17 protein-coding genes are annotated in these 23,781 nt (G+C 72.3%); 8 read left to right on the top strand and 9 right to left on the bottom strand.

Annotation, left to right across the window (positions count from 1 at the left end):
- Window positions 1–131 precede the first annotated feature (131 nt).
- Window positions 132–1,232: an esterase/lipase family protein gene (locus tag WMF46_RS33075; RefSeq protein ID WP_437980845.1), complete on the top strand. Its 1,101-nt coding sequence runs from the start codon at window positions 132–134 to the stop codon at window positions 1,230–1,232.
- A gap of 116 nt (window positions 1,233–1,348) precedes the next feature.
- Window positions 1,349–3,124: a hypothetical protein gene (locus WMF46_RS33070; RefSeq protein WP_437980844.1), complete on the top strand. Its 1,776-nt coding sequence runs from the start codon at window positions 1,349–1,351 to the stop codon at window positions 3,122–3,124.
- A gap of 169 nt (window positions 3,125–3,293) precedes the next feature.
- Here the strand turns inward: WMF46_RS33070 and WMF46_RS33065 are convergent, their stop codons facing one another.
- The gene (locus WMF46_RS33065) at window positions 3,294–4,820 is read right to left on the bottom strand and encodes a BamA/TamA family outer membrane protein (RefSeq protein WP_437980843.1); all 1,527 of its coding nucleotides are present in this window, start codon (window positions 4,818–4,820) and stop codon (window positions 3,294–3,296) included.
- 244 nt (window positions 4,821–5,064) lie between these two features.
- On the opposite strand from WMF46_RS33065, the gene WMF46_RS33060 reads away from it, so the two are divergent.
- Window positions 5,065–6,681, top strand: a complete 1,617-nt coding sequence (locus tag WMF46_RS33060) for an NTP/NDP exchange transporter (protein ID WP_437980842.1) — start codon at window positions 5,065–5,067, stop codon at window positions 6,679–6,681.
- Window positions 6,682–6,684: 3 nt separating this feature from the next.
- Here WMF46_RS33060 and WMF46_RS33055 read toward each other — a convergent pair whose 3' ends face one another.
- From WMF46_RS33055 to WMF46_RS33035, 5 genes are all read right to left on the bottom strand, one after another.
- Window positions 6,685–8,133, bottom strand: coding sequence for a GDSL-type esterase/lipase family protein (locus tag WMF46_RS33055; protein ID WP_437980841.1), 1,449 nt, complete (start codon window positions 8,131–8,133; stop codon window positions 6,685–6,687).
- A gap of 172 nt (window positions 8,134–8,305) precedes the next feature.
- Window positions 8,306–9,817, bottom strand: a complete 1,512-nt coding sequence (locus WMF46_RS33050) for an FHA domain-containing protein (RefSeq protein WP_437980840.1) — start codon at window positions 9,815–9,817, stop codon at window positions 8,306–8,308.
- Window positions 9,818–10,123: 306 nt separating this feature from the next.
- Window positions 10,124–10,810: a TIGR00266 family protein gene (locus WMF46_RS33045; protein WP_437903562.1), complete on the bottom strand. Its 687-nt coding sequence runs from the start codon at window positions 10,808–10,810 to the stop codon at window positions 10,124–10,126.
- Window positions 10,811–10,825: 15 nt separating this feature from the next.
- On the bottom strand, window positions 10,826–11,494 hold the full coding sequence (locus tag WMF46_RS33040) for a TIGR00266 family protein (RefSeq protein WP_437543513.1): 669 nt from the start codon (window positions 11,492–11,494) through the stop codon (window positions 10,826–10,828).
- Between the two features lie 20 nt (window positions 11,495–11,514).
- The gene (locus tag WMF46_RS33035) at window positions 11,515–12,210 is read right to left on the bottom strand and encodes a TIGR00266 family protein (RefSeq protein WP_437980839.1); all 696 of its coding nucleotides are present in this window, start codon (window positions 12,208–12,210) and stop codon (window positions 11,515–11,517) included.
- A 159-nt stretch (window positions 12,211–12,369) separates the two neighbouring features.
- On the opposite strand from WMF46_RS33035, the gene WMF46_RS33030 reads away from it, so the two are divergent.
- The gene (locus WMF46_RS33030) at window positions 12,370–14,961 is read left to right on the top strand and encodes a protein kinase domain-containing protein (protein WP_437980838.1); all 2,592 of its coding nucleotides are present in this window, start codon (window positions 12,370–12,372) and stop codon (window positions 14,959–14,961) included.
- Window positions 14,962–14,963: 2 nt separating this feature from the next.
- Here the strand turns inward: WMF46_RS33030 and WMF46_RS33025 are convergent, their stop codons facing one another.
- The 3 genes from WMF46_RS33025 to WMF46_RS33015 all read right to left on the bottom strand — a co-directional run bounded on the left by WMF46_RS33025 (window position 14,964) and on the right by WMF46_RS33015 (window position 18,558).
- The gene (locus tag WMF46_RS33025) at window positions 14,964–15,485 is read right to left on the bottom strand and encodes a hypothetical protein (RefSeq protein WP_437980837.1); all 522 of its coding nucleotides are present in this window, start codon (window positions 15,483–15,485) and stop codon (window positions 14,964–14,966) included.
- 9 nt (window positions 15,486–15,494) lie between these two features.
- The gene (locus WMF46_RS33020) at window positions 15,495–17,339 is read right to left on the bottom strand and encodes an AarF/UbiB family protein (protein WP_437980836.1); all 1,845 of its coding nucleotides are present in this window, start codon (window positions 17,337–17,339) and stop codon (window positions 15,495–15,497) included.
- Between the two features lie 76 nt (window positions 17,340–17,415).
- The gene (locus tag WMF46_RS33015; RefSeq protein WP_437980835.1) at window positions 17,416–18,558 is read right to left on the bottom strand and encodes a serine hydrolase domain-containing protein; all 1,143 of its coding nucleotides are present in this window, start codon (window positions 18,556–18,558) and stop codon (window positions 17,416–17,418) included.
- Between the two features lie 140 nt (window positions 18,559–18,698).
- On the opposite strand from WMF46_RS33015, the gene WMF46_RS33010 reads away from it, so the two are divergent.
- The 4 genes from WMF46_RS33010 (at window position 18,699) to WMF46_RS32995 (ending at window position 23,761) form a co-directional block, all read left to right on the top strand.
- Window positions 18,699–19,574 (top strand): protein-L-isoaspartate O-methyltransferase family protein, encoded by an 876-nt coding sequence (locus WMF46_RS33010; RefSeq protein ID WP_437980834.1) that lies wholly within the window; start codon window positions 18,699–18,701, stop codon window positions 19,572–19,574.
- Between the two features lie 553 nt (window positions 19,575–20,127).
- Window positions 20,128–21,345 carry a type II secretion system F family protein gene (locus WMF46_RS33005; RefSeq protein WP_437980833.1) on the top strand — a complete coding sequence of 406 codons (1,218 nt, stop codon included), beginning with the start codon at window positions 20,128–20,130 and terminating at the stop codon, window positions 21,343–21,345.
- Window positions 21,345–22,802: a sensor histidine kinase gene (locus WMF46_RS33000; protein WP_437980832.1), complete on the top strand. Its 1,458-nt coding sequence runs from the start codon at window positions 21,345–21,347 to the stop codon at window positions 22,800–22,802. The genes WMF46_RS33005 and WMF46_RS33000 overlap by 1 nt, the downstream gene beginning before the upstream one ends.
- A gap of 365 nt (window positions 22,803–23,167) precedes the next feature.
- The gene (locus tag WMF46_RS32995; RefSeq protein WP_437980831.1) at window positions 23,168–23,761 is read left to right on the top strand and encodes an MlaC/ttg2D family ABC transporter substrate-binding protein; all 594 of its coding nucleotides are present in this window, start codon (window positions 23,168–23,170) and stop codon (window positions 23,759–23,761) included.
- Window positions 23,762–23,781: the final 20 nt, after the last annotated feature.

Here is a 23,781-nt window from a genome sequence, read left to right as displayed (position 1 = left end):
AGCAGAGTCTGAGCTGATTCCGGCAGGAGGTGGTCGTGCTGGATCTTTCTTCGTCGGCATTCTCATCATCGTGTGTTGGCGGTTCGCGTAAGTGCAAGTCTCACACGGGGGCTCGTCGAAGGCGACGGCGAGTGTCCGCTGCTCTGGGAGGGTGGGTGATGGTCGCCTCGTGTGTTCTCCTCGCGGGCTGCAGCGCGGCCGGGGAGCAGTTCGATCCGCCGGCGAGCACCGGCGACGTGCTCACGGGCGCGGGCGGCGGCTCCGCCTCGGGCGGCTGGGCGAGCTCATCGGGCTCATCGGGCTTGTCGGACGACCCGGGCGAAGTCGGCGGCGGCTGGCCGTCAGGGAAGCTCGGGCCGCCGTATCCCATCGTGCTCGCTCACGGCTTCTTCGGATTCGAGGACTTCGCGGGCGCGGGATACGTCAGCTACTTCTACAACCTCAAAGAGACCCTCGCCGAGAGCGGCGAGACGATCTTCACGCCCGCCGTCGACCCGTTCAACAGCTCCGAGGTCCGCGGCGCGCAGCTGCTCGCGCGGATCGAGCAGATCCTGGACGCGACAGGCCACGAGAAGGTGAACATCATCGCCCACTCGCAGGGGGGGCTCGACGCGCGCGTTGTCGCGCACGACAGGCCCGATCTCGTCGCCTCCATCGTCACCGTCGCCACACCCCACCTGGGCTCGAAGGTCGCCGACGTGGCGCTCGAGCTCGTCGCCCACGAGCGCCTGCAGGACATCCTGGACGATCTCATCAACGCGATCGGCGCGCCGCTCTACGATCAGATAGGCAACGAGACGAGCGTCTTCGCGGCGCTCGAGCAGTTCTCGACGCCCGGCATCGCGGAGTTCAACGCGAGGTTCACCGATTCCCCCGGGGTGTTCTATGCCTCCTTCGGCGGGCGGACGAACCGCGCGCGCGGCGGCAGGGACTGCACGACGCTCACCCCCGCGCCCTTCGTCGCGCAGTTCGACGACGGCCTCGATCCGGTCCACCCGCTGCTGTCGCTGACCGAGACCCTGCTCGACGGCGGCATCGGCGAGTCGTTCCCGAACGACGGCCTGGTGCGCGCGCGGGACGCGCGCTGGGGGGACTTCTGGGGGTGTATCCCGGCCGACCATTTCGACGAGATAGGCCAGCTCTTCGGACAGAGTCCGGGCGACGGGAACCCCTGGCTCTATATCGACTTCTACCGCTCCGTGATCGCGCGGCTCCGGCAAGAAGGCTTCTGACGAGCCCGCCATCGTCCGCGCTCGTCCGCGCGCACCTGCGCTCGCCCGCGCTCACCCGCGCTCGATTCGCCGAAAACCGCCCCGAGCGGCGCCCTCTCCACTACCATCACCCGCCGATGCTCAAGGCGCCGCTCACCCGCGCTCTTCCGCTGCTCGCCCTGCTCAGCGCGGCGTGCAGCGGCGACGTGCGCCGGTTCCCCCTGCGCGATCCGGTCTGGCGCGACGCCGACCTGAGCCCCGTCTCGCTGCCCTGCCGGCCCGATCCAGAGGCCCCCAGCGACGATCCGCAGCACCGCCTCTGCTCGCCCGCGTCCTATGAGTCCTCGTTCGCGTGGGACGCCGCCGACAACCTCGTCTTCCGCCCGGTGTCGCGGTTCTTCGCCGTGGATCCAGGGGGCGAGGCGGCCAACGTGAACAGCGTCGACGAGGTGCCGGACTCCAGCTGGTTCACGAACCGGCTCGGCAAGCGGCCGCTCTCCGCCGAGGAGCTGGTGCGCGGGCCGTGCGGCGACAAGACGCTGGATCCCGAGGCGCCGGACGGGTCCTGGGTCATCGACATGGGCAAGCCGAACGGCGCGAACCCCGGCTTCCGGGTCAAGGTCGAGGGCGTCGGCAAGTTCATGCTCAAGGCCGACCCCTCGGATCAGCCCGAGCGGGCCACCGGCGCGACCGCCATCGCGGCGCGCCTCTACCACGCCGCCGGCTTCTGGGCGCCGTGCGACAGCGTTGTCTACCTGAAGCCGTCGATCCTGAAGCTGTCGCCCGGGCTCACCGTGACCGACAACAGCGGTGTCGCCAGGCCCTTCGATCAGGCGGCGCTCGACGGCGTGCTCGCCAAGGCCTCGAAGCGCGGCGACCGGGTCCGCATGGTCGCCTCGCGCTGGCTCCCGGGCCGCGCCATGGGCCCGTTCAGGTACGAGGGGACCCGGGAGGACGATCCGAACGACGTCATCCCGCACGAGGACCGGCGCGACCTGCGCGGGGGGCGCCTGCTCGCCGCCTGGCTCAACCACTTCGACTCGCGCGAGCAGAACTCGATGGATGTCTGGCTCGCCGAGGACCCGAAGGACAAGGACGCGTCGCCGGGCCACGTGCGCCACTACACCATCGATCTCGGCGACTGCTTCGGCAGCGAGTGGGAGTGGGAGGAGATCTCGAAGCGCCTCGGCCACGCCTTCTACTTCGACGTCGAGTACGCGCTCCTCGACTTCGTGACGCTCGGCATCCCCGAGCGGCCCTGGGACCGGGCGAGCCACGATCCGCAGGGCGACATCTTCGGCTTCTTCAGCGATCGCGATTTCCGGCCGGAGGCCTGGCGCGGCGGCTACCCCAACCCGGCCTTCGGGCGGATGACCGAACTCGACGGCGCCTGGGCCGCCCGGACGCTCGCGCGCTTCACGCCGGAGCTCATCGAGGCCGCCGTGAAGACCGGCGACTTCACGGCGCCGCGGCACACCGCGTTCCTGATCGGCAAGCTCCTCTCGCGGCAGCGCGCGATCATGGCGCGGTACCTGACGCGCCTGTCGCCCCTCGCCGACGTCGCCCTGGCCTCGCCGGCGGCGCTGTGCGGCGTCGATCTCGCGCGGCGCACCGGCGTCGCGCGCCCGCAAGACCTCCGCTACGAGGCCGCGATGTACGCCGGCGAGTCGCTCGCGCTGCGTGCCCGGCCTGTCGTGCGCCCCTCGCCGGACGGCCGCGTGTGCCTCTCGCTCCCCCACATCGCCGCGGACGGCGGCGCGCCCGACGACGCGCCCTCGCGCTACGCCATCATCGATGTCCTGAACGGGCAAGCGCCCGGTCCGCTGCGCGCCCACCTCTACGACCTCGGCCCGCGCCGCGGCTACAAGCTCGTCGGCATCGAGCGCCCCGACGACGCCGAGCCGCCCAACTGAGGTCCTCACCCTGACAATTGCTCTCATTTTTAAAGAGAAATTGAACAGGGAGGCGGGGAGACGGGGAGATTTTGGGGATTTTACTCCCCGTCTCCCCGCCTCCCTGTGAATTTCCCCGAAAGTTCGAGGGGATGCTTCAGGTTCCCGCCGGACATTCGCCGCCGCTCGATCAAAAGCCGTGGGTGGCGCCGACCATGAACCGCAGCTCCTGCAGGCCGGCCCCCTGCTCGAAGGTCTCCGTGGCCGAGCCGATCAGGACATCGATGGAGTGGTCTCGCTCGCCGCTCGTGCGCAGGCCGAGCACGAACGACATGCGGAGCAGGTCGAGATCGAAATCGCGGAGGTGCTCGCCGAACACGTTGCCTGCGGCGACCTGCGCCGTGCCGTCGACGAACGCCCAGACCGGATAGCGGTACTCGAGCGTCGCCGCGGCGGCGCTCCGCCCGCGGAGGCGCCCTTCGCGGAAGCCCCGCATCGGCGCGTCGCCGCCGAGCTCGGCGAGCTCGGTGAAGGGGACCTCCGCGGCGCCGAGCGGGTCCGCGAACGCCGCCGAGAGGACGAGGCTCACGATGCGATCGTGGCCGGTGAGATCGACGAACCCGCCCAGCGAGCCGCCGTAGCGGAGCCACCGGCTCTCCAGCGGCCGCTCCAGGTCGACGGCGTGCTCTCCGGACAGCTCCAGCCGGACGCCGTGGCCCCGCGCCGGGCGCGGCAGGCGCGAGTCGAGGCCGGCGCGGCCCCCGATCCGGTAGGCCGTATATCCGGTGTCGTACGACGGGGGCATCGGATAACGGCCGCGCGCGACCCGGAAGCCGACCGTCGGCTTGCAGCAGATGTCGTGGAAGTCGACGGTCTTCGCGCCGGTGGTCGCCTCGACGAAGCTGAACGCGCCAAAATCGGCGTGGAGCGTCGCGGTCCCCTCGACGCTGCGGGCTCTGTAGCGGGCCCAGTCGCGCTCCAGCGAGCTGGGACCGATCCCAGAAAACAGCCAGTCAGGCCGGGTGTCCGCCTCGCCGCGGAGCTTCAGGTGAGCGCGCCCGCCGAGGGGGATCCGGTCGGCGACCGTGAGCCTCCACCAGTCGACCCCGCCGGTCGCGGCGTGGACCCGGAGCTCGTTGCCGGGGACGAACAGGTCATCATAGAAGAAGTAAACGCCGACGCTCGCGCGAAAGCCGAAGTCGATGAGCGCCGTCGGGACGATGCCGATGTTGTTGTTCGGCCCGAAGGTGAAGATGTCCTTGAGCTCCTTGATCCACTCGCCCTGCTCCGCCGCGATGGTGAGAACGCCGAGCGGCCGCCGGACCAGGTACTCGCTGGCGAGGTAAGCAGGGAAGAACACGACGCGCGGCACCCAGAGCAGCGCGTCGCCGGCGCTCGTCGCCTCGTCCGGGCGACCGTCGTAGTCCGGCACAGGGCGCTTCGCGCCGGGCGCCAGCGGCGCCGCGGCAGGAGGATGTGGCGGCCTGGCAGGCTCTGCCGGCGCGCGAGGAGCGGCCGGCGTAGCAGGCTCTGCCGATGTGCGAGGCGCCGCCGGCGGCGCCCCCGGGACCACGGGCGGCGGCGCGGCGCCCCCCGCCGGAGGCGCGGCCTGTGCCTCGGCGCACAGCGACAGCGCGGCGCAGCTCGCGAGCGCGGCCGCGCGCCGCCGAAAGGCCGGGCCGAGCGCGCGCGTCGGTCCCTTCTCGTTGGTGCCCAATCCGCCTCGCCTCTCGCACGGAAACACGTCGCGGCGCGGGAGCATAGCGGAGTTCCCGACCCGAGAGACGCCTGTCTGCGCGGCGCGCGCCTGTCGAACGTCCACGCGACGGCGCGGCGGGTGCGGCGGTTCACACGCGAGAGGGAGGTTGCCGGCCGGGACCAGGCTCGATAGCCTCCCGCGCTCGGCATCGGTCCTGTGCCGGTGCCGCCAGAACGGCGGTTTTCCGGGCATGGAGCGGCGGGTGGCGAGCACAGGCGAGAACGAGACACGGGCCCGGGGCGTGCTTCAAAGGCTCCTTGCGATCTTCGCCGAGGTGAAGCCGCGCGAGGTCTTCAGCGTCCTCGTCCTCACGCTGAACGTGTTCCTCCTGCTCACGGGCTATTACCTCCTCAAGGTGGTCCGCGAGCCGCTGATCCTCGCGGGCGGCGGGATCGAGATCGGCGGGCGGCGGCTCGACCTCGACGGCCCCGAGGTGAAGGCCTACGCGGCGGCGGGCCAGGCGCTCCTCCTCGTGGGCGTGGTCCGCGCCTATGGCGCCCTGGCAAGGCGCTTCGGGCGCATGCAGCTCACCACGGCGCTCACGCTCTTCTTCGCCGCGAACCTCGTCCTCTTCTTCCTCCTCGCGCGCCTCGGCGTCCCCCTCGGGGTGCCCTTCTATCTGTGGGTGGGCTGCTTCAACCTCACCGTGATCGCGCAGTTCTGGTCCTTCGCCAACGATGTTTACACGCCCGAGCAGGGCAAGCGGCTCTTCGCCATCGTCGGCATCGGGAGCTCGCTCGGCGCCATGTTCGGCGCGCAGATCGCGAAGCGCGTCTACGTGCCGATCGGCCCCTACAACATGATGCTCCTCGCGGCGGGCGTGCTGCTCGCCTGCCTGGGGCTCACCTACCTCGTCCACCGCGACGACCTCGCGGGCTCGAAGGGCGCCGCGGACAAGGCCGACGCGCCGCCCGGGGGCGCGGCGGGCGGCTTCAAGATCATCGCGGGCGACCGCTATCTGCTCCTCATCGCCGGCCTGACGCTCGTCCTCAACTGGGTGAACTCGACAGGCGAGTACATCCTCGATCGCACCCTGATCGAGTCCGCCACGAGCGCGCTCGACCCGGGGAGCGAGCAGCGCGGCGCGCCGGACGCGGCCCCCGCCGGCGCGGCCCCGGGCGCGCCGCTCGCGGCGGGCGCGCCTGTCTACCTCGTCGATCCGCAGGCGTCGCGCCTGCTCGAAGGGAAGATCGCCGCCGTCGAGGGCGGCGCGTTCGACGTCGAGGCAGGCGGCAAGATCGTCGAGGGCGCCGAGGCGGGGCTCGTCCACCCGCGCACCGAGAAGGGGAAAAAGGCGGCGCTCGGCGCGATCATCGGGACCTTCAAGGGGGATTTCTTTTACTGGGTCAACACGTTCGGCGTCGTCCTGCAGCTCTTCTTCGTCTCCCGCATCTTCAAGTACCTCGGCGTGCGATTCGCCCTGTTCATCCTCCCGGCCATCGCGCTGCTCGGCTACGCGTCCCTCGCCGTCCTGCCGGCGCTCGCCGTCGTGCGCATCGCGAAGATCGCGGAGAACAGCGCCGATTACTCCATCCAGAACACAGCGCGGCAGGCGCTCTTCCTCCCGGTCGGCCGCGACGCCAAGTACAGCGCCAAGGCGGCCATCGACACCTTCGTCGTCCGCGCGGGCGACGTGCTCGCCGCCGTGGGGGTGATCGCCGGCCAGGTGCTCGCGCTCTCCACACGCCACTTCGCGATGGCCAATATCGCCCTCGGGCTCGTGTGGCTCGGCGTCGTGGCCGGCATCGCCCGGGAGCACAGGCGGCGCGCCGCGGACGAGCCGGCGGCATCGAAGTCCGACGATCGCGAGGCCGCGTAAGCCTCAGGGCCGCGCGGCGTTCGCCTTCCAGCCCTCGTAAGCGTCCATCAAGGCCAGGTACAGCCAGCGGCCGATGACCTCGGCCCCCGCGCCCGACGGGTGCGCGAGATCGGCGCCGCCGAGCCCGCGCTGGACCCAGATCCCCATCGAGCCCGAGCCGCCCATCGCGCCGAAGGTGTCGAAGTAGCCGCAGCCGACCTGCCCGGCCACCCTGCGCTGGATCGCCGCGAGCTTCGGGATCACCGGGCGGCTCCGGTACACCTCGCCCTTCTTGTCGGCGCGGTCCATCGGGCCCACGAGCAGGCACGACGACCCGGGCAGCGCCGCGGTCACCTGCTCGAGCACCGCCTTCATCGTCGACTCGTATTGATCGAGCGGGAACAGCTCGCCGTCCTCGCTCTCGTTCATGCCGTAGTGGAACACCGTCAAGGACGGGCTCCGCGCGCGCAGCTGCTCGGCGAAATGGGCGTCGTCGCTCTTGTCGAGGAAGCGGATACGGCAGCCCTGGATGCCGATGGCGTCGAGCACCACCCCCGGCGTGTCCCGCTCCATCCAGACGCCGAACGCCCGCACCCCCGGGCCGTGCGCCCGCACCTCGATGCCGTGCGGCCCGTCCGGGACCTCGTAGGTCGCGATCGCCGAGCTGGCCGCGTCGGCCCGCGTGTCGATCATCTCGCGGCTCTCGCCGTCGATCTTGATCTCCATCCGCCCGCCCTCGGGGTGCTTCAGGTAATCGACGGCGAACCGCGAGACCGCGCGCCCGTAGGTCCCGGACTCCGCGGTGGCGAAGCGCGAGAACACCCCCGCGCCCTGCGAGCGGAACGACACGCCGCCGATCCCGTAGAGCCCATCCTTGGCGAACGGGCCCACCACACGGCTCACCTGCCAGCCTGGGCCGGCGAAGCGGACAACGTCATTGTGGAAATATCCGGGCCAGGCGTTCGCCATCAGCATGAACCCGTGGCCGGCGTCCCCGAACCGCTTCTGCAGCTTGCGCCGCAGCGTCGCCGTCACGAAGTCGCTCGCCACGATGGAGTCGCCGAAGTAGGTGATGCGCGCGATCGACTGCGGCGCCTTGCGCTCCACCGCCGCGAGCGCGCGGAAGAACGGCGTCATCGCCTTGCCGCTCGGGTCCTCGATCGGCCGCGGCGGCTTGCCCTCGGAGGCGACCGCCGCCGGCATGAGCTCGGCGGCCGCGGCCGGCAGCGCGACCTCCTCGGGCTGGCGCAGCTCGGCCTGCTCGGTGGTCTCGGTGACGAGCGTCGTCTCGCCGACCGACGCCACCGGCGCCGGCGCCGGGACCACGACGAGCCCCTCCCCCTCGGGCAGCGGCGTGAGCACCCGCAGCCGCGACAGGCTCGGGTGCGCGTAGGGGACGAGCACGAGCAGGGCGAGCGTCGCCATCGCCCGGGCAGCCGGCGAGGCGAGCCCGTTCCGCGCCGGCGAGCTCACGGTCACGGAGCCTCCGTCGCGCGCAGCCGGACGCACATCACGCCCGCCCGGCGGGGGCGCCTCGTGGACGTGGGCCTCGCGCGCATCCGGCGCGTGGACGGCCGGCTCGTGAGCCCTGGTGCTGCTCCTGGAGGTCATCGACGCACGTGGGAAAGAAGGATGGAAGCGGCGGCTACGGGCCCTTCTTCTCCTGCTTGTCCAGGGCCGCCGTCGCCTTGTCGCGGCAGACCGCGTCGCCCTGGTGGATGCAGATCGCGCGCAGCAGCTTGATCTCGCTGGCCGACGCCTTCCCGTTCCAGACCTTCGGCTCGAGCGCCCGCCGCTGCGCGGGGTACGAGCTCGAGTCGAGGCCAGAGCTCGCCGGCGCGGCGCCCGAGGCCGAAGGCGCCGGCGCCGAGGCAGAAGCCGAAGCCGATGGCGCGGGCGCGGGCGCAGGCGCGGGTTGCGGCAGCCAGGGCGCCGGCGAGCCGACGTGCTGCGGCACCGGCTCCGGCTCGGGCGGCGCCTCGGGGTCGACCTGCCGCCGCATCTCGGCCACCCGCGCGCGCAGCTTCGTCGGGACGCCCGTCGTCTTCGCGATCTCGTTGAGCAGCGCGAGCTTGTCCGCCTTGGTCCCGGCCTGCTCGACCTGCCGGAACATCCCCTCCGCCCAGCGCTCCTCGATCTCCTTGAAGCGCGGCGTCTCCCGGACCGGCGACGTCTCGGCGATCTCCTGCAGCTTCCGGTGCGCGGCGTCGATGTTCCCCGCGCGGAAGTGCTCCTGCGCCGCGTCGAGGATCTGCGCGTCGTCGCCCGCCTGCGCCGCCACCACGGGCCTCACGTCCGGCTCGGGCGTCGTGGACCCGTGCGACCGGGCGCGCGTGGCCACGATCACGGCGATGACGACGATCAAGGCGACCGCGAGCAGGAGCCCCATCGCCTTGCTCGCCCCGCCGAGCGAGCGGGACGACTGCGCGGAGGGGGCCACGCTCCCGTAGGCGCCCGGCGCCACGCCAGGCCCGCCGTCCGGCCCCGCGCGAAAGATCTTGCCAGCAGCGACGAAGCGGAGGCGGACGTCGCCGAGCTCGAGCGCGTCGCCCGCCTCGAGCAGGCCCCGCTTGAGCTCGACGCCGTTGATGCGCACGCCGTTCGCGCTCTGCTTGTCGACGACCTCGTAGCGGCCGCTGCCGAGGCTGATGAGCTCGGCGTGCAGGCGGCTCACGGAGCTGTGGTTGATCGAGATGGTCGCGTCCTCGGAGCGCCCGATCGTGAAGCGCTCGCCGTCGAGCGGGAACTCCGCGCCGGGGGTCGGGCCGACGACCATGACGAGCCGGTTCGGGCGGGTGTGGAGCGGCAGGTGCGCCGTGCTGCGGCTGCCCGGCGGCGGCGTCGGGCTCGTCACGGCGGACGAGAGCGCCTCATCGACGATCTCGATGCGGTAGTCGCCGAGCTGCACGAGGTCGCCGTGGCGCAGGTGCTGCTCGCCGTTGACCCGCCCGCCGTTGACGTACGTGCCGTTGTAGCTGTCGAGATCCCGGATGACCCAGCCCTGGCCGTTCTTGGCCAGCGTGGCGTGGGTGCGCGAGACGTTGCGATCGGTCAGCCGGATCGAGTTCGACTCTCCGCGTCCGAGCGCGTACTCCTCATGGGCGAGGGGGAGCCCCGTCTGTTTCCCCTCGTCATCCTCGATCGTCAGCTTCCACATAGCGGGTTCGGGGTACTCGGGCGGGGCCAGGCTCGCCCCGCGAGCCCCTGTGGATCCGTGGCACCCACCGGTCGCCGTACGAGCCTCCTCAGCGAGGCGGGACTACTTTAGCGAGTCCGCCTCCGGGAAGGCAATGACGGCGCGCCGGCCCGTGGCGGACGGCCGGGACCGCGCCGTCGCCAGCGCCGAAATCCACGAGCGCGTCTCGGATCGTCGCGCGCGCCGGGCAAGCACCGGGCGGGCCGGGCAGGCCGCCCGCCGGCGCGGCGATCCCGGAAGGCCAGGCCGGACCTCCGGCGGGCGGAGCTAGTGGCCGCCGCCCACGGGCCGGAACGGATGGAGGAACGCCGAGAGCGCTCCCGGGTTCCGGGTCTGCAGCCAGAGCCTCCCGTGCCCCTGGAACTCGCAGACGAGCCCCTCGCCGGACAGGAACAGGCCCTTCAGGCCCGACAGCTTGCGCACCTGGTACCTCAGGCCCTCGGTAAACGCGAGCAGATGGGTGTTGTCGCAGAGATAGCCCTCGTGCTGGCGACCGACGTCGATCGCGTGGATACCGCCGTAGCTCGAGAACCAGATCAGCCCCTCGCCATACGCCCGGAGCAGCGACAGGCCGCCGGCGAAGAAGCCCTTGGCCCCCTGCCACGTCGTGTCGAGCGTGATGCCGGGCGTGGAGGCGAGATAGGCGCCCGACTGGAGGAACACCTCCATGCCCGAGCGCAGCACGAGGCGCTCGATCGAGCCCTCGGGGGCCGGCGCGAGCCGCATCGACTGCATGGGCGCCGTCGCCGTGAAGGTGCTCTGGAAGAGGCTCTCTCCGGCCGTCATCCTGCGCTTGAGCGCGCTGGCGAGCCCGCCCTGCAGGCTGGTCTTCATGTCGATGGCCGCGTCGCGCGCGACCATCGCGCCGCTCTCCGCGACGATCTGCTCGCCGGCGTGCTCGAAGGTCACGTGGAGCACGCCGAACTCGGGGTTGCCTCGGATCTCGTCGCGCACGCCGTCCCCCGATCTCTAGGGCTGCCGCGGGGCGAGCCGCGCGCCGATCGCCGCGCCGTACCTGCCGGCGTTGCGCGACTGGACCCACAGGCTGCCGTTCCCCTCGACGTGGCAGACGAGGCCCTCGCCCGAGAGCCACGTGCCGAGCCACGTCGACGTGCTCTTGCCGATCCGGCAGGCGAGCGTCGACTCCCACGCTGCGATGTGCCCCGTGTCGACGACGACGTGGCCTCTCACCTCGAGCTCCTCGAGCGCGCCGAACGCGCCGATGATCATCTGCCCCTGCCCCGCCGTCTCCAGCGCGAAGAGCCCGGCCCCCGAGAAGAAGCCGCGCAGGCCGGACGAGCGCGTCCTCACCTCGACATCGGGGCTGGACGCGACATAGGCGCTGCTCTGGACGCACCATTGCCGGTCACCCACCTCCAGCACGGCCATGTCCCCGGACAGCGGTGTCGCGAACAGCACCTCTCCGCGCCCGCCCTCCGCGGCGAACGCGTTCCTGTAGAAGGACTCTCCGGCCAGCATCCGCTTCAAGCCCGACATGATGCCGCCCGACTGCGTCTCCACGCGCACGTTCGTCGACATGCCCACGAGCGCGCCGCTCTCGGCGAACACGCGCTCGCCCGGGTCGAGCCAGCACTGCGCGAGGGCCTGGGAGGGACGGTAGAGGAGATTCACCTGCATCGGACGTCTCCGCCGCTCCCTCAGGGCGGGAGCAGCGGCGCGAGCCACCCCACGAGCGCGCCGGCGCTGCGCGACTGGATCAGCACCCGGCCGCGGCCCGAGAGCTCGCACACAACGCCTTCGCCAGAGACCATGAAGCCCATGAGCCCGCCGCCAGGGCTCCTGATCTTGAGCGCGAGCGACGCGTCGAACCCGACGAGGTGCCCGCTGTCCACGACGAGCGAGCCGTCGCAGGCGAGCTCCTCGATCGCCCCGTAGCTCGTGATCCAGAGATCACCGACGCCGGAGGCCTCGATGAAGAAGACGCCCTCCCGCGCGAGGATGGCGCGCAGCCCACCCCAGCGCACCTTGACGTCGACGTCGCCCGCGCTCGCGAGGTACGAGCCCGCGCCGAAGAGCACCGTCTCTCCCTGGAGGCGGACGTGCTGGATGCCGCCGCTGAGCGGCGGGGCGAGCCACACCCACCCGCCCTCCGGCGCCTCGATCCGGTTCACGAAGAACGTCTCGCCCCCCGCGAGCTTCCGGAGCAGCGCGACGAAGAACGCCTTGAGCCGCCCGAGGAGCCCGGCCCCGCGGCCCGCGTTGAGCCGGACCTCCGTCCGCAGGCTCGGCGACCGCGCGACCATCGCGCCCGCCTCGGCGAGCAGCGCCTCGCCCGGATCGAGGCTCACCTCCAGCAGAGAGGACGACGGCTCATGCTTGGTGCGATGCTGCATTCGTCCACCCGCGGAGCGCGTACATATAACGGAGCGACGCCAGGAGCGGAAGCGGGAAGAAGGTATGTCGAGGTGAGCAGGACGCGGCGAATTTCATGTTTTCTGTCCGGTGGTTCGCTCGCGCTGACTTCTCCCCTTCAGCATGGGTAGACTGAACGCGTGAGCGACAGGCGACTGACGGCCTCCGAGCCGACGCCCCGCACCGAGCCGCGCAGCGAGCCGAGCCATGGATCTGGCTTCGTCGCGGCGCCTCAGCGCATCGCCGGGCGCTACGAGATCCTCGGCCTGCTCGGCACCGGGGGCATGGGCAGCGTGTACCGCGTCCGCGACGTGGAGCTCGACGAGGTGGTCGCCCTCAAGATGCTCCGCCGTGATCTCGCTGACTCCGCCGGCATGCTCGAGCGCTTCCGGCAAGAGGTGAAGCTCGCGCGCCGCGTCACGCACAGGAACGTGGCGCGGACGTTCGACTTCGGCGATCACGACGGCGAGAAGTTCCTCACGATGGAGTGCGTCGAGGGCGAGTCGCTGCACAGCGTTCTCGCGCGGACGGGCCCGATGCCGTCGCAGCAGGCCATCGGCATCGGCTGCTCGCTCTGCGACGGGCTCGGCGCCGCGCACGCGGCGGGGATCGTGCACCGCGACCTCAAGCCCGAGAACGTCCTCGTCGACAGGAACGGGCGCGTCGTCATCACCGATTTCGGCATCGCGCGCACCTCGTCCGGGCCGAGCGCCGCCGAGTCGCAGGGCTTCGTGCTCGGCTCCCCCGCGTACATGTCGCCGGAGCAGCTGACCGGCGAGCCCGACCTCGACGCCCGCACCGACATCTACGCGCTCGGCATGATCCTCTTCGAGTGCCTCACCCACCGGCGCGCGTGGCCGGGCGCCGGCGCGATCGCGGCCGCCATGTCGAGGCTCAAGTCCCCGCCGCCCGACCCGCGCTCCGTCCGTCCGGACGTGCCCCTCGCCGTCGCGGACGTCGTCCTGAGGTGCATGGCGATCCGCCGTGAGGACCGCTACGCCAGCGCGGCCGAGGCCCACCGCGCGCTCCTGCTCGCGCGCTCGCGCCTGTCGATCGCGCCGCAGCCGGCGCAGTCGCTCGTGTCCGCCATCGCCGCGTCCTCCGCCACGGCCGCGCCGACGGCGCCGCAGCCGATCGAGCAGAACCCGACCCGGGTCGCCGCGTCGCCGGTCGAGGCGGTGACGGCGCCGCAGCGGCGGCTCAACTCGCCCACGCTGGCGGCGCCCGCGCCCGTGCTCACGCCCGCGCCGACGCCGACGTCGTCGCTGAAGACGGTCGCCGTGCTCCCGTTCCGCAACGTCGGCGCGCCGGACGACGAGTACCTCGCCGACGGCTTCACCGAGGACCTCACCGACACCCTGTCGATGACCGCCGGCCTCAAGGTCCGGCCGCGCGCAGCGGTCTCCCGGGTGCGGCTCGACGGCCGCGATCCCCGGGATGTCGGTCGCGAGCTCGGCGTGCAGGTCGTCGTCGAGGGATCGATCCGCCGCACCGGCGGCGGCGGCGGCTATGCGCCGGATGGGCCGCGCTCGCAGCCCCCCGCGCCGTACTCGCGGCCGGCGTCGCGCATGCCGCCTGGCGGCGTGCGCGTCACCGTGCGCGTCATCGGCGTCGAGGACGGGTTCCAGCTCTGGGCGAAGCGGTTCGACAGCTCGCCCGAGGCGCTGCTCACGGTGAGCGACGACGCGGCGGGCGCGATCGCCGCGGCGCTCACCGTCGACGCCGCCAGCCGCGAGCGCGAGTCGCCGAGCGACCCGCGCGCGATCGACCTGTACCTTCGCGCGCGCCACCAGATGCGGCGCCTCTGGTACGGGGACGCCGCGCCGGCCGTGGCGCTGTTCGAGGAGGCGCTGTCGTTCTCCCCGAACGATCCGAGCATCCTGTCCGGCTACGCGATCGCCTTCGCGCGGCTGATGGGGGCGCGGGGAGAAGGCGCGGCGCAGTTCGCGAAGGCGCAGCAGGCCGCCGAGCGGGCGATCGCGCTGGCCCCCGCGCTCGGCGAGCCGTGGGTGGCCCTCGCCACGGTCCGCTTCAGCGCGGGCGATCCGGTCGGCGCCGTCCCGGCGCTGCGCAAGGCGCTCCAGTGCGCGCCGAGCCTGGCCAAGGCGCACGAGCTGCTCGGCCGCATCCTCCTCGAGGCGGGGCTCGTCGACGAGGCGATGTTCCGGCTCGACACGGCGCTGGCGCTCGATCCGAGCGAGCCGTTCCCGCGCTGGGAGCTGGCGCGCGGCCGCGCGCTGCTCGGCGACTGGCCGGCGGCCGGCGTGCTGCTCGACCTGCCGGCGGAGGACCCGTCGAGCCGCTTTCACAAGGCGGTGATGCGCGCCCGCTTCGGGCTGTGGCGCGGCGCCGCGTTCCCCATCGACGATCTGCCGCTCGCGATGGAGACCATCCCGATCCAGTACGCGCGCATCTACCGCGACGTGCTCGCGACGTCGCGGCTCTCGGACGAGCAGCGGGCGTTCCTGAGCGCGAAGGCGGACAGCTCCGAGCCGGGCAGCCGGCTGCGCCCGCTCTTCTTCCAGATGTACGCCGAGATCCTCGCCTTCCTCGGCGACGACGACGCGCTCTTCCGCGTGCTCGCCGGCGCGGTGGACGCGGGGCTCTTCGACGCCTTCTGGATGCAGCGCTGCACGGTGCTCGACCGCGCGCGCGCGGACGCGCGCTTCGCTCCGCTCCTCGCGCGCGTCGAGGAGCGGGCCGCGGCGATCATCGCCGCGTTCCGGGGCTGAGCTCAGCTCCTGCGCGCGTTCTTGGCCGCCTTGGAGACGGCGGGCATCAGCAGATCGCCCTCCACGTGCCCGGACACCTCCAGGATGGTGCGCCCCTCCGCGTCGCGCCCGGGGCGCTCCCGCGTGTAGCGCTCGGCGGGCGCGGCGAGCACCACGCCGAGGTCGCGCGCGGCGCCGGTGAGCTCGGCCGAGAGCGCCTCGTCGACGAGGCGGGCCCGCTCGCCGCTCGACGAGCCGGCGGGGATGGCGACGGCCACCGAGCCCGCGATGACGCCGTCCTTCGCGAGCAGCCCGTGCGGCGAGCCGGTCGTCTGCGCGAGCTTCAGCGCGACGCGCGCCGCATCGCAGCGCTCGCGCGCGGCGGCGAGCGCCGCGGCGCCGCGGCGGAGGATCTCGCGCGCGTCCTCCGCGGGAACGCCGCGGTACTTTTCGGCGAGCTCCGCGTTCGCCTCCCTGATCCGCGTCACCTCGGCCTCGGCGGCCGCGACGTCGGCCTCGTACTGGGACAGATCGATCGAGCTCATGGCGTGTCGTCACCCTCGGTTCGTGAACAGGAGGCTCCCTGCGAGCAGCGCGCCGGCCGCAGCGGCGCCGTAGAGGCAATAGCGCGCGAGCGCCGCCTGGCCAGCCAGGTGCAGCTGGAGCCCCGCGAAGCCGGCGGCGATCGCGAGCGCCGCGTAGACGAGCTGGCGCACCCCCGTATAGACGAGCGACGCGGCCTGCGCGAGGCCGCGGATCTTCACCTCGGCCTCGCCGCGGTTGGCGCGCGTGAGGTACTTGCGCAGGTCGTCCGGGATCGTCAGCGCCTTGATCCCCATGTCCTTCGCCGCCTCGAGGGCGATCTGGGCCCAGTCGCGGCTGCCGAGGACGAAGTCCTGCAGGTAGGGGCGCACGACGTCCATCGGGTTCAGGTCCGGATCGAGCTGCGTGCAGACGCCGGTCAAGAGGAGGAGGGTGCGCTCGAGCAGCACGAAGTCGCGCGGCACGTGGAACGCGCCGGAGAGCTCCTTCAGCCCGATGTTCATGCGCCGGAGGTCGATCAGGCTCTCGATGCCCTTCTGCGGGTCGAGCTTGATGTCCTTCAGGTTGAACGACTCGAGCTTCACCTCGTCCTGGAAGCGCTGGTGGAAGAACTCGACGACCTTCTCGCTGACGTCGACGGCGTCCCGCCGCGAGAAGAAGCGCATCTTGCGCAGCGCCTTGATGATCCCCTCCGTGTCGCGGCGGATCACGGCCTCGAGGAACTCGGGGATGCCCTCGCGCATCTCCTGGGAGAGCTCGGCGACCGCGCCGAAGTCGAGCAGGATGAGCTCCCCGCCCGGCCCGACCAGCATGTTCCCCGGGTGCGGATCCGCGTGGTAGACGCCGTCGATGAAGATCTGCTGGCAGAAGACCTGCACGATCTGCCGGGCGAGCGCCTTGCGATCGACGCCGTGCGCGTCGAGCGCCGCGACGTCGCCCACCTTGATGCCCTCGACGAACGTCGTCGTCATCACCCGGCGCGTGCAGTAGGCCTCGATGGGCCGGGGGAACCGGACCTGCGGCTGCTTCGCGAAGTTGTCGGCGATGCGCACGATGTTCCTGGCCTCGCGCACGAAGTCGAGCTCCTCCAGGATCATCGAGCGGACCTGGTGGTAGTAGGCGTCGAGCCCCTGCACGGGGACGAACTGCGCGACGATCGCCATGATGCGGCGGATGGTGCGCAGGTCGAGGCGGACGATCTCGTCGATGTCGCGGTGCTGCACCTTCACGGCCACGCGCGTGCCGTCCATGAGCCACGCCTCGTGCACCTGGCCGAGCGACGCGCTCGCGAGCGGCTCCCTGTGGAAGCGGGCGAAGACCTCGCCGATGGGGCGCCCGAGCTCCTCGGCGATGCGCGCCTCGATCTCCTCGTAGGGGCGGGGCGGCACCTGGTCCTGGAGCCCCTCGAGCCCCGCGCGCAGGGTCGCGGGGAGGAAGTTCGCCATGATGCTGAGCATCTGGCCGACCTTGATGAAGAGGCCCTGGAGCTCGACGATCGTGCGCTCGATGCGGCGGGCGTTCTTCGCGTGGACCTCGTCCACGCGGTTGTTCGCCCACGTCTCCCCGAAGAGGCGGCGGAGGAAGAAGAACCAGAGGTAGCTCGCGATGACCGTGAACGTCGTCAGGTACGCGCGGACGAAGCGGCCGCTCTGCGCGGCGTTCTGGCGGAGCGAGCTGGGCCTCGCGGCGGGGCTGTGCGCGCGCCGCGGCGCCCTGGCGGATCCGGGCGGCGGGGCGTGGCCCGCGTCGGGAGGCCTCGGCGCGTCGCCCGCGTCGGGCGCGCGCGGCGGCTCTGCGGGCGAGCGAACCAGCCCGGAGGACGGGCCCAGCTCTTCGGGGACGGCGCCGTGTGACACCGCGGCAGCCTAGCATCGCTCCGCGCCGGCCCGCGAAAACGCGGGAGCGATGCGGCGCGCCACATCCGCCCTCGCGTCATCGCGCCCGCGCCATGGCCTCCGCGATCGCGTCATAGACGGCGGGCCGCGCGCGACGGATCGCGTCGGAGGCGCGCGTCGGGTGGACGCGGTTCGTGAGCAGCACGCCGACGAGCTCCGCTTCCGGATCGATCCAGAGGCTCGTCCCGGTGAAGCCGAGGTGGCCGAAGGTCTGCGGGCCGAAGCGCGCGCCGGAGCTCGGCCTCTCGCCGCTCCTGCCGTCGAACCCGGCGCGCAGCGACCCGCCCGGGCGCGGCGCGATCAGCCGCTCTACCTCGTCGCGCGAGAGCCACTCCGGGCGCTCGCCCGCGAGCGCCTCGAGCAGCGCGACCCCGAGCCGCGCCACGGACATGGCGTCGCCGAAGAGGCCCGCGTGCCCGGCCATCCCGTCGCGCGCGATGGTCCAGGCGTTGTCGTCGTGCACCGCGCCGCGGAGCACGCCCCCGCGGAACGCGACGTCCTCGGTGGGGACGACGCGCTCGTCGAACCGCGGATCGCGCCGCCGGAGCGCGCGGACCGGCGCGACCGCGAGCCCGAGCGGGCCTGTCACCTCCCGCGCGACGACCTCGTCGAGCTCGGCCTCGCCGCGCCGCGCGACCGCGGCGCCGAGCAGCAGGTACCCGAGGTCGCTGTACACCGGCGGGAACCCGCCGGCGGGCGGATCTCCCTCGCACTCCGCGCGGCGCCCGTTCGCGCAGTCGAGCAGCGCGCCGAGGGGATCGATCGGCGCGTCGTCGCCGGGCGGATGGAGCGGGCGGTGCGCCTCGAGCCCGGCGCGGTGGGCGGCGAGCAGCTCGATCGGCACGCGCGCCGATCGTGTGCCGGTGAGCTCCGGCAGCACCTGCCCGAGCGGCTCGTCGAACCTCAGCTTGCCGGCGCGGGCGAGCCGGGCCAACGCGAGCGCGGTGAACGGCTTCGTCACCGACGCCAGATCGAAGATCGCGTCGCCCGTCGCCGCGGCCGGCGTCGCGCCGCGGGCGCCGGCCGGCGGGCTGTCTTCCTGCCACAGCCGTCCAGCGGCGCCCGCTCCGTACCGGACGTTGTCTCGCGTGCGCACGGCTGCGGCGACGCAAGCGCAGGGCGCGGCGCGGTGCGCTTCGATCGCGAGCGCTGCGATCGGCGTGAGATCGACGGGGGTCATGGCCGAGGATGAGGAGGGCGGGGCGCCCGTGTCAAACGAGCTCTGGCGGCCGGACGGATGAGCCGGGCGACGCGTGGACAATCGCGACGCGTTCCCTGAAAGAGCGAGCCGCACCGGCGGTCCTGCTTCAGGATCTCCCCGTGGCTTCTCCCGTGGGCACCGAAATACGCGCCGCCGTCGCGCCGCTCGCCGCACTGGCGGCGAGGTACGACGATCGCCGGCCCGATCGCTGGGAGCCGGTCCCCGAGCGGCTCGACGCGGCCATCGCGTCCGACGTCGAGCTCGCCGAGGCCGGCCGCGTCGCGCGGGCGCCGCTCGTGGCCGAGCTCGCGCGCCGCTTCGAGTTCCTCGCCCACTACCTGGACGCGATCCTGCTCGTGCCGCGCGAGCGCTTCGTCCTGCCGGAGGATCTCGCCGCGTCGGCGGACGACACGCCGCTGCCGCTCGACCGCGCGGGTCACGCGACGGTGAGCGCGCCGCACGCGTACCTGCTCACGTACAGCCTGCTCGATCTCGGTCCGGGTGATCGCCTGCTCGAGCTCGGCACGGGCACCGGTTACGGGGCGGCGCTCGCGCGGCGCATCGTCGGCCCGACCGGGCACGTCGCCTCGATCGAGATCGACCCCGTGCTGCACGCGCGCGCGGCGCGGTTGCTCGGCGCGCGGCCGGATCGCCAGGAGGGCGACGAGGCGCTCGCGGCCAGCGCCGCCGCGCCGTTCGACGAGGGCGCGGGCGTCACGTTGCTGTGCGGCGACGGGCGCTCGCTCGCCGAGCGTGTGCTCGCGGGCGAGCGGACGTCGTCGTCGGAGCGGCCCTGGAAGGTCGCGGTGACGTACGCGCTGACCGAGCCTCCCACGGCGCTCGAGGCGCAGCTGAGCGACGGTGGCGTCCTTGTCGCGCCGGTCGGCGCGTGGGAGGGCCACCAGGAGCTCGTGCGTGTCGAGCGCCGGCAGGGCGCGCTCCTCCGCGAGGTGCACGGCGCGGTCCGTTACGTGGCGGAGCGCGGGCGCGGCTAGCTCTCGCAGCGGCCACGCACCGACGCCTTCGCCGTCCGGTGTTGACCCCATCCGGACCAGACGCCCCGTCGGGCTGGGATCGCGGTGAGCGCCGGTGGGGGTCTCCGCGCGGCGGGGGCGGGTGGGCGCGGCGAGCACCGACCGAGGTACCATCCGGTGTCAGGGGGCGCGGCGTCTCAGGCGCGCCTTGTGTGGCGCGCGACGAAACGTTCCAGGTGGCATGGCCCGAAGGGAGACATGCCGGGCGGTGTTCTCAGCGCAAGCTCTCTCGCTCCGGTCTTGGCGGATGGCCGAGCGCCCACCCGCCCCCGCCGCGCGGAGACCCCCGCCGGCGCGTGCTGCTCGGCGCGGCGCCCTCTCCCTCTCTTCCTTCCCCGTCCCCCGTCCCCCGTTCCATCGCACCGCCCCCCACCGCCCCCCCTGCCGGATCAGAGAACGCGCCACCGTCTTTGACCCTGGACCGCCTGGAACTTTATCCTGGCCTCCCCAAGGCGGGGCCGCCCCTGCGCGTCGGCTAGGCCCGTCGTGGATCAGGGAGAAGACCGGGAGCACTATGGCGGAGTTCGTTTGGGAGGCGCGCGGCCGCACCGGAGAGATCCGGAAGGGCACCATGGAGGCCGAGAACGAGGCGGCGGTGCAGAACCGCCTCCGCGCTCAGCAGCTCAACCCCACCCGCGTCAAGAAGAAGGGGGCGCAGCTCAGCCTCAGCCTGAGCTTCGGCTCGGGCGTCGAGCCGAAGGACCTCGTCAAGTTCATCCGCCAGTTCGCGACGATGATCGACGCGGGCCTCCCGCTGGTCCAGTGCCTCGAGATCCTGGCGAACCAGGAGCCGAACAAGGTCTTCCAGGCGGCGCTGAAGGACATCAAGAACACGGTCGAGCAGGGCGCCACGTTCAGCGACGCGCTCCGGCGCCACCCGAAGATCTTCGACGACCTGTTCGTCAACCTCGTCCAGGCCGGCGAGGTGGGCGGCATCCTCGACAGCATCCTGAACCGGCTCGCGATCTACATCGAGAAGCGCGTGAAGCTCGCGCGCCAGGTGCGGGGCGCGCTCGCGTACCCGATCGCCGTCATCGTGATCATGGTCGTCGTCATGGTCGTGCTGATGTCGTTCGTCATCCCGTCCTTCGAGACGATGTTCGCGGAGTTCGGCGCGAAGGACGCGCTCCCGCAGCTCACGAAGATCGTCATCGCCGTCTCGAAGACGTTCGTCACCTACCTCCCGCTCATCGTGGTCCTGACCGCGGCCGCGGTCTTCGGCGCGACCTACTTCTACCGCTCGCCGTCCGGCAAGCGGATGGTGCACCGCCTCATCCTCAGGCTCCCCATCATCGGCCCGGTCATGCAGAAGATCGCCGTCGCGCGGTTCTCGCGCACGCTCGGCACGCTGCTCGGCTCCGGCGTGCCGATCCTCGACGCGCTCGACATCGTCGCGAAGACGGCCGGCAACGTCGTCGTGGAGGAGGGCCTCATGTACTCCCGCCAGAAGATCTCCGAAGGGAAGAACATGGCCGAGCCGCTCGGCGAGATGCAGGTCTTCCCTGGCATGGTCGTGCAGATGGTCGCGGTCGGCGAGCAGACCGGCGCCCTCGACACGATGCTCAACAAGATCGCCGACTTCTATGAAGAGGAGGTCGACGTCGCCGTCGCCGCGCTGACGTCGCTGCTCGAGCCGCTCCTCATGGTCGTCGTCGGCGGCATGGTGGGCGTCGTGCTCATCTCGATGTACCTGCCGATCTTCGATCTCGCCGGCAAGATCAAGGCGGAGTGATGTCGCCTGCGGCCTCCCCGGCGAGCCCGGGCGGCGAGGCCGGGGCGCCGCGAGATCACGTCGAGGCCGCGCCGTCGCGCGACCCCCGCGCCTCGGCGCCGGCGCTCCCGTCCGGCGCTCCCGGCGGCGCCGAGGCGCCGCTCGCGAGCCGGCTCACCTGGCTCATCGCGCTGCGCCTCGCGGTGCTCACCGTCTTCCTCGTCGTGACCGCGGCGGTGTACCTCGGCGGCTTCACCCCCGGGAGCTTCTCCAGCAACGTCGCGCTGGTCACGGTCGCCGCCGCGTACGGCGTCTCCGGCATCTACGCCGTGTTCCTGCGCATGAACCGCGCCCTCCGGGCGATCGCGCGGGCGCAGCTCGTGACCGATCAGATCACCTGGACCGCGCTCGTGTACATCACCGGCGGGGCCTCGAGCGGCGCGACGTCGCTCTACGGCCTCACCTGCCTCACGGGGGCGATCCTCCTCGGGCTCCCCGGCGCCATCGTCGCCGCGGCGTCGGGGGCGGCGGCGTACCTCGTTCTGTGCGCGGCGCTCGGGCTGCACCTCCTCGGGGTGCCGCCGGATCAGCCCGCCGGGGCGTACGCGACGCAGTGGGGCGAGCTGCGGTACCCCATGTTCGTCAACCTGCTCGCGATCGTGGTGGTCACGCTGCTCGCGAGCTACCTGGCGGAGCGGCTGCGCGCGACGGGCGGCCGGCTCGTGCAGGCCACCGCGCGGGCGGAGCAGGCCGAGCGGCTCGCGGCGCTGGGCCGCCTCGCCGCGGGGCTGGCCCACGAGATAAGGAACCCGCTCGGCTCGATCGCGGGGTCCATCGAGCTCCTCCGCACGGGCGGGACGCTCTCCGACGAGGACCGCAAGCTCTGCGAGATCATCGAGCGCGAGACCGCGCGCCTGAACGACCTCGTGGGCGACATGCTCGATCTGTCGCGCCCGCGGGTGCCCACGCTCGAGGGCGTGGACCTCTCGGCGACGGCCCGCGACGTCGTCGTGCTCGCGGGGCGCTCGGGCCGCGGCAGTGACGTCGAGGTGCGCTTCGATGGGCCGCCATCCGCGCCGGTGACCGCCGACGCGGCCCAGATGCGCCAGGTCGTCTGGAACCTCGTGCGGAACGCGATCCAGGCGAGCTCCGCGGGCGCCGTCGTGACCGTGCGCCTCTGGCGCGACCCGAGCGCCTGGCTCCTGGAGATCCGCGACCAGGGGCGAGGCATCCCCGCGGGCGCCCGCGATCGCCTCTTCGACGCGTTCTTCACGACGCGCACGCACGGCATGGGCATCGGCCTGGCCGTGGTGAAGCGGATCCTCGACGATCACGGCTTCGCGATCGAGGTGGACAGCCGCGAGGGCGAGGGCACCGCGTTCCGGGTGAGGGTCCCGGACCGGCCGCCGGAGTCCGGCGGCGCGGAGCGCCTCGCCGTGGCCGCGGAGCTCTCCCCACGATCGCGCCCGGCGGGCTGACGCGGAGCCCACGCGGCCGCGGTCGATGCATCGTCACATCGGACGCGTGGCGCTCCGTTCACGCCCCGCTGCGCCGCGAACGAGCTTCTCCGGGCGCCCAGCCGAGAGATTGCGGCCGAGCCCGCCGCAGCGCGTGAATAGGCCGCCGAGGCGGTCGTCTGCCCCTGGGGAGCGGGCCAGTGCAGCCGGATTGCTGTCTCTTTTCGCGGTGTTCATGGAGAGCAGGGGCGGGACGTCGCCGGGCCGCCGGGCCCTGCGTCCGACCTGGCAGGCCGTTTGCGTAGGACCAAGGTGAGCAGTAGAAGCCTCCCGAGGCGCGCTCGCTGCCCGCAGGCACAGAAGGAGAACCATACGTGACACGCAGGATGAACCATCTCTTCGCGGCGGCGTTCTCGCTGCTCGCGCTCACGCTCGGCCCGGTGGGCCTCGCCAGCGCCGGGACGGCGACGGACGTCGTCAAGGCCAAGCAGACGGCCCTGTTCGACCTCCTGAAGAAGGGGGGAGGCGAGAACCAGAAGAAGGTGGGCGCGGTCTTCGACGAGATGCTCGATTACTCGGCGCTGGCGGAGGCCTCGCTGGGCAGCGAGTGGGCCGCGCGGACCGACGCCGAGAAGCAGCAGTTCAGCGATCTCCTCAAGCAGCTCGTGCGCAAGGCCTACGAGCGCAACCTGAAGAAGACGCTCAACTTCAACGTCGAGTACCTCAGCGAGACCAACAGCGGCGGCGTCATGACGGTCAAGACCAAGGCCGTCTCCAAGACGGACGCGCGCGAGGAGCCGGTCGAGATCGCCTTCAAGCTCTCCGAGAAGGGCGGCGTCTGGCGCGTGCAGGACATCGTCACCGAGGGCGTCAGCCTGGTGGGGAGCTACCGCGCCCAGTTCACGAAGATCATCAAGAAGGATGGGTTCCCGGCGCTCATCCAGAAAATGAAGGACAAGCTCGCCAAGGGCGACGTCTGACCCGCCCCGCCGCGCCTCGT

The organism is Sorangium sp. So ce117 (assembly GCF_051524395.1).
GTDB classification, from domain to species: Bacteria; Myxococcota_A; Polyangia; order Polyangiales; family Polyangiaceae; genus Sorangium; species Sorangium cellulosum_B.
This window is presented reverse-complemented; position numbering and strand designations above follow the sequence as displayed.

Bases quoted from the DNA above. Each gene is read 5' to 3' on its own strand.
- WMF46_RS33015 (WP_437980835.1), bottom strand. From the start codon at position 18,558: ATGACCCCCGTCGATCTCACGCCGATCGCAGCGCTCGCGATCGAAGCG.
- WMF46_RS32995 (WP_437980831.1), top strand. From the start codon at position 23,168: ATGAACCATCTCTTCGCGGCGGCGTTCTCGCTGCTCGCGCTCACGCTC.
- WMF46_RS33070 (WP_437980844.1), top strand. From the start codon at position 1,349: ATGCTCAAGGCGCCGCTCACCCGCGCTCTTCCGCTGCTCGCCCTGCTC.
- WMF46_RS33035 (WP_437980839.1), bottom strand. From the start codon at position 12,210: ATGCAGCATCGCACCAAGCATGAGCCGTCGTCCTCTCTGCTGGAGGTG.
- WMF46_RS33005 (WP_437980833.1), top strand. From the start codon at position 20,128: ATGGCGGAGTTCGTTTGGGAGGCGCGCGGCCGCACCGGAGAGATCCGG.
- WMF46_RS33040 (WP_437543513.1), bottom strand. From the start codon at position 11,494: ATGCAGGTGAATCTCCTCTACCGTCCCTCCCAGGCCCTCGCGCAGTGC.
- WMF46_RS33000 (WP_437980832.1), top strand. From the start codon at position 21,345: ATGTCGCCTGCGGCCTCCCCGGCGAGCCCGGGCGGCGAGGCCGGGGCG.
- WMF46_RS33050 (WP_437980840.1), bottom strand. From the start codon at position 9,817: ATGTGGAAGCTGACGATCGAGGATGACGAGGGGAAACAGACGGGGCTC.
- WMF46_RS33025 (WP_437980837.1), bottom strand. From the start codon at position 15,485: ATGAGCTCGATCGATCTGTCCCAGTACGAGGCCGACGTCGCGGCCGCC.